Genomic DNA, 3,916 nt, shown 5'->3' on the forward strand with positions numbered 1-3,916 from the left:
TAAAGGAAATGCCTCAAAGGTTCTAACTCTAAGAGCCTGTTGGTAACAAGCGATGGCTTCTTCTATATTCTGTGCTTTCTTCCCTTTGATTCGGTTACGGTAAGCTTCACCGAGATTAGTTTGTGTCAATGCCCATTTTTCAGGAAATGCATTAAAAGTATAAACTCTAAGAGCCTGTTGGTGACAAGCGATGGCCTCTTCTATATTCTGTGCTTTCTTCCCTTTGATTCTGTCACGGTAAGCATTACCGAGATTATTTTGTGTCAATGCCCACTCAAAATAAAATGCCTCAAAAGTATAAACTCTAAGAGCCTGTTGGTAACAAGCGATGGCTTCTTCAATATTCTGTGCTTTCTTCCCTTTGATTCGGTTACCGTAAGCATTACCGAGATTATTTTGTGTCCCTGCCCACTCAGTAGGAAATGCCTCAAAGGTTCTAACTCTAAGAGCCTGTTGGTAACAAGCGATAGCCTCTTCTATATTCTGTGCTTTCTCCCCTTTTATTCGGTTATAGTAAGCATTACCGAGATTATTTTGTGTCATTGCCCACTCAGTAGGAAATGCCTCAAAGGTTCTAACTCTAAAAGTCTGTTGGTAACAAGCGATGGCCTCTTCTATATTCTGTGCTTCCTCACCTTTTTTTCGGTTACTGTAAGTAAGACCGAGAATAGTTTGTGTCCTTGCCCATTTTTCAGGAAATGCCTCAAAGGTAAGAACTCTTAGAGCCTGTTGGTAACAAGCGATGACCTCTTCTATATTCTGTTTTTTATCACCTTTTTTTCGTTGACTGTAAGTAAGACCGAGAATAGTTTGTGTCCTTGCCCATTCAATAGGAAATGCCTCAAAGGTAAAAACTCTTAGAGCCTGTTGGTAACAAGCGATCTCTTCTTCTAGATTTTCTGCTTTATCCCCTTTTATTCTGTCACGGTAAGCATTACCGAAATGATTTTGTGTCAATGCCCATTTTTCAGGAAATGCCTCAAAGGTAAAAACTCTTAGAGCCTGTTGGTAACAAGCGATGGCCTCTTCTATATTCTGTGCTTCCTCACCTTTTATTCTGTCACTGTAAGCAGAACCGAGATGATATTGTGTCGATGCCCACTCAATAGGAAATGCCTCAAAGGTATAAACTCTTAGAGCTTCTTGGTAACAAGCGATAGCCTTTTCTATATTCTCTGCTTTCTCCCCTTTGATTCGGTTATGGTAAGCAGCACCGATATTAAAATTAGTGTTTGCCCAATCCCTAGGAAATCTATCAAAGGTATAAACTCTAAGAGTCTGTTGGTAACAAGCGATAGCCTTTTCTATATTCTGTGCTTTCTCCCCTTTGATTCGGTTACCGTAAGTAGCACCGATATGATTTTGTATCCTTGCCCAATCAATAGGAAATGCCTCAAAAGTATAAACTCTAAGAGCCTGTTGGTAACAAGCGATGGCTTCTTCTATATTCTCTGCTTTCTCCCCTTTGATTCGGTCATCGTAAGCAGCACCGAGATTATTTTGTGTCATTGCCCAATCAATAGGAAATGCCTCAAAAGTATAAACTCTAAGAGCCTGTTGGTAACAAGCGATGGCCTCTTCTATATTCTGTGCTTTATCCCCTTTTATGCGGTTATTGTAAACAACACCGAGATAAGTTTGTGTCAATGCCCAATTTTCGGGAAATGCTTCAAAGGTATAAACTTTTAGAGCCTGTTGGGAACAAGCGATTGCTTGTTCTATATTCTGTGCTTTATCCCCTTTTATGCGGTTATTATAAGCAGCACCGAGATGATTTTGTGTCATTGCCCAATTTTCGGGAAATGCTTCACGGGTGAAAACAGCTAGTATGACTTCAAAGCCAGTGATGGCAATTTCAATAGTACTGGCTTTGTCACCCAAGGGGAATTTATGAATTAGAGCGCTGAAAGTGCCAATATCTGCTGCTATAAATTTTGCTTCATCTGCTTCCACTTCGGCCAGCTTACTTGTTGCCCAATCCCGCAATTGCTCTGCTAACTTATGATTAATTTTATCAGTATTTGCTGCCAGTAATGGGTAAACTACCTGCGCATCACCCCTACTGTCTGCAGTTGCTTGTAGTACCTCTAAGAGAAAGTCAAGTTGGGCATCAGATGTATTGTCAGCCATTACCATCAACCCCTCTGCTATATAAAAAATTCAACAACCGCTCTACACTATTCATGAAAAAAAATAAACGACTCTAAATCGCCCTATATTCGCAAATTTTCCGCCCATGGCAGTATTTTCTGCTGCAATTCCTGATTAATTTTATCTCGGTAAATATTCAAAAAATTATAGACTTAATCATCATTATATAGCAGTTTGTAGGGTAGTTATTTACTTTTTTAAAAATATATAGCAATTCTACGACTTGTGAGGTACAAATTTCTGGTTGTTAGGGAGCAGGGAGCAGGGAGCAGGGAGCAGGGAGCAGGGAAGAGGGAAGAGGGAAGAGGGAAGAGGGAAGAGGAAAAAAATAATGTGTACCTCATGAGTCCTAGAAACGCTATATAAATTATACTAGACTTCTTGCAGAAGTCGGGAACAGGGAACAGGGAGCAGGGAGCAGGGAATTGGGAATCGGGTCAACAATAAGCCAGACCGGGTAATCACATCTAAGACACGAGTAGCGATTAACCGAAAACTAGTACTGTTGTATGTTAAACATGTACTGTTGTATAACAAACGAGTACTAATTTCTCATATACTAGTACTCCTTTGCCTTAACTAGTACTGTTGTATAACAAACGGGTACCCGTTTCTGGTTAACGAGTACCCGTTTCTCGCTAAGGAGTACTAGTTTCTCACTTACCAGTACTCTTTTCTCAGTAACTAGTACCGGTTTGTTCTTAAGGAGTACTATTTTCTCACATGGCAGTAGGCAATAGGCAATAGGCAATAGGCCTATAAAAAAAGCTGTAAAAAACAATACTTTTAAAGTTCATAGGTAAGCATATGCGCTACGGGCACGCTGCGCGAACAGCCGTCAGCCTTCAACCTAATGTAGCATGCTGATAGCTGATAGCTGTTCGCGTAGCGTGGCCAAAGGCCTTAAGCTGATAGCTGATAGCTGATAGCTGAATGCCACACCTAACCGGATGTTACTTATCCATTAACTGATTCAACCAATTGGTCAAATCCACTTCAGTTTCAAAATCTAACAACGCTTCTCCTAAATCCTCCAACTGGTCAAAGGATAATTCCTCAATTTGATTTTGTAATTGTGGATTGATTTCACCTAAGCGACGGTTAATTTGACGGATAATTAACTTAACCTCATTGCGCTTTCCTTGTTCTAATCCTTGACGAATAATTCGTTGATAAACTACTGACTGTTGCATCATATCCTCCCGAAAGTAAGCTTGAATTAACTGCTCATCAAATTTCACTCCAGCCAACAGTTGCACGCAAGCAGATAGCTTACGCTGCTGTTGTCTATCTTCGATCATATATACCAAAGGGAACAGGGAACAGGGAACAGGGAACAGGGAGTAGGCATGCTAGCAATAAGCGTGTTCAAAAAAAGCAGATATAAACGCTACTTTTTTGAGAAAACTTAATCTGTAAAAAAAACAATATTTTTAAAGTTATTAGGTGTCCCATTCAGCCGTAAGCTGAATGGGACACCTAACCGAATGTTACTTATCCGCTAATTGATTCAACCAATTGGTCAAATCCACTTCGGTTTCAAAATCTAACAACGCTTCTCCTAAATCCTCCAACTGATCAAAAGATAATTCCTCAATTTGATTTTGTAATTGGGGATTGATTTCACCTAAACGACGGCTAATTTGACGCTTAATTAAATTAAGCTCATTGCGCTTTCCTTCTTCTAATCCCTGTTCTAATCCTTGTTCTAATCCTTGACGAATAATCCGTTGATAAACTACTGACTCTTGCATCATATCCTCCC

At 39.9% G+C, this 3,916-nt stretch carries 5 protein-coding genes; all 5 read right to left on the bottom strand.

All coding sequences use genetic code 11. The annotated features are described in order from the left end of the window. Window positions 1–2,130, bottom strand: a 2,130-nt coding sequence (locus F6K52_RS33505; RefSeq protein ID WP_364421007.1) for a tetratricopeptide repeat protein, incomplete at its 3' end; no start/stop codon positions are given. A 218-nt stretch (window positions 2,131–2,348) separates the two neighbouring features. Beyond that, window positions 2,349–2,495 carry a hypothetical protein gene (locus F6K52_RS33510; RefSeq protein WP_293089016.1) on the bottom strand — a complete coding sequence of 49 codons (147 nt, stop codon included), beginning with the start codon at window positions 2,493–2,495 and terminating at the stop codon, window positions 2,349–2,351. A gap of 28 nt (window positions 2,496–2,523) precedes the next feature. Beyond that, on the bottom strand, window positions 2,524–2,688 hold the full coding sequence (locus tag F6K52_RS33515; protein ID WP_293089018.1) for a hypothetical protein: 165 nt from the start codon (window positions 2,686–2,688) through the stop codon (window positions 2,524–2,526). 416 nt (window positions 2,689–3,104) lie between these two features. Then, on the bottom strand, window positions 3,105–3,452 hold the full coding sequence (locus tag F6K52_RS33520; RefSeq protein WP_293089021.1) for a DUF4351 domain-containing protein: 348 nt from the start codon (window positions 3,450–3,452) through the stop codon (window positions 3,105–3,107). Window positions 3,453–3,641: 189 nt separating this feature from the next. Beyond that, a partial coding sequence (locus F6K52_RS33525) for a DUF4351 domain-containing protein (RefSeq protein ID WP_293089024.1) occupies window positions 3,642–3,916 on the bottom strand: 275 nt, incomplete at its 5' end.

The sequence above is a fragment of the Moorena sp. SIO3H5 genome, from assembly GCF_010692395.1.
In the GTDB taxonomy this organism is placed as follows: Bacteria; Cyanobacteriota; Cyanobacteriia; order Cyanobacteriales; family Coleofasciculaceae; genus Moorena.

Bases quoted from the DNA above. Each gene is read 5' to 3' on its own strand.
- F6K52_RS33520 (WP_293089021.1), bottom strand. From the start codon at position 3,452: ATGATCGAAGATAGACAACAGCAGCGTAAGCTATCTGCTTGCGTGCAA.
- F6K52_RS33510 (WP_293089016.1), bottom strand. From the start codon at position 2,495: ATGAGGTACACATTATTTTTTTCCTCTTCCCTCTTCCCTCTTCCCTCT.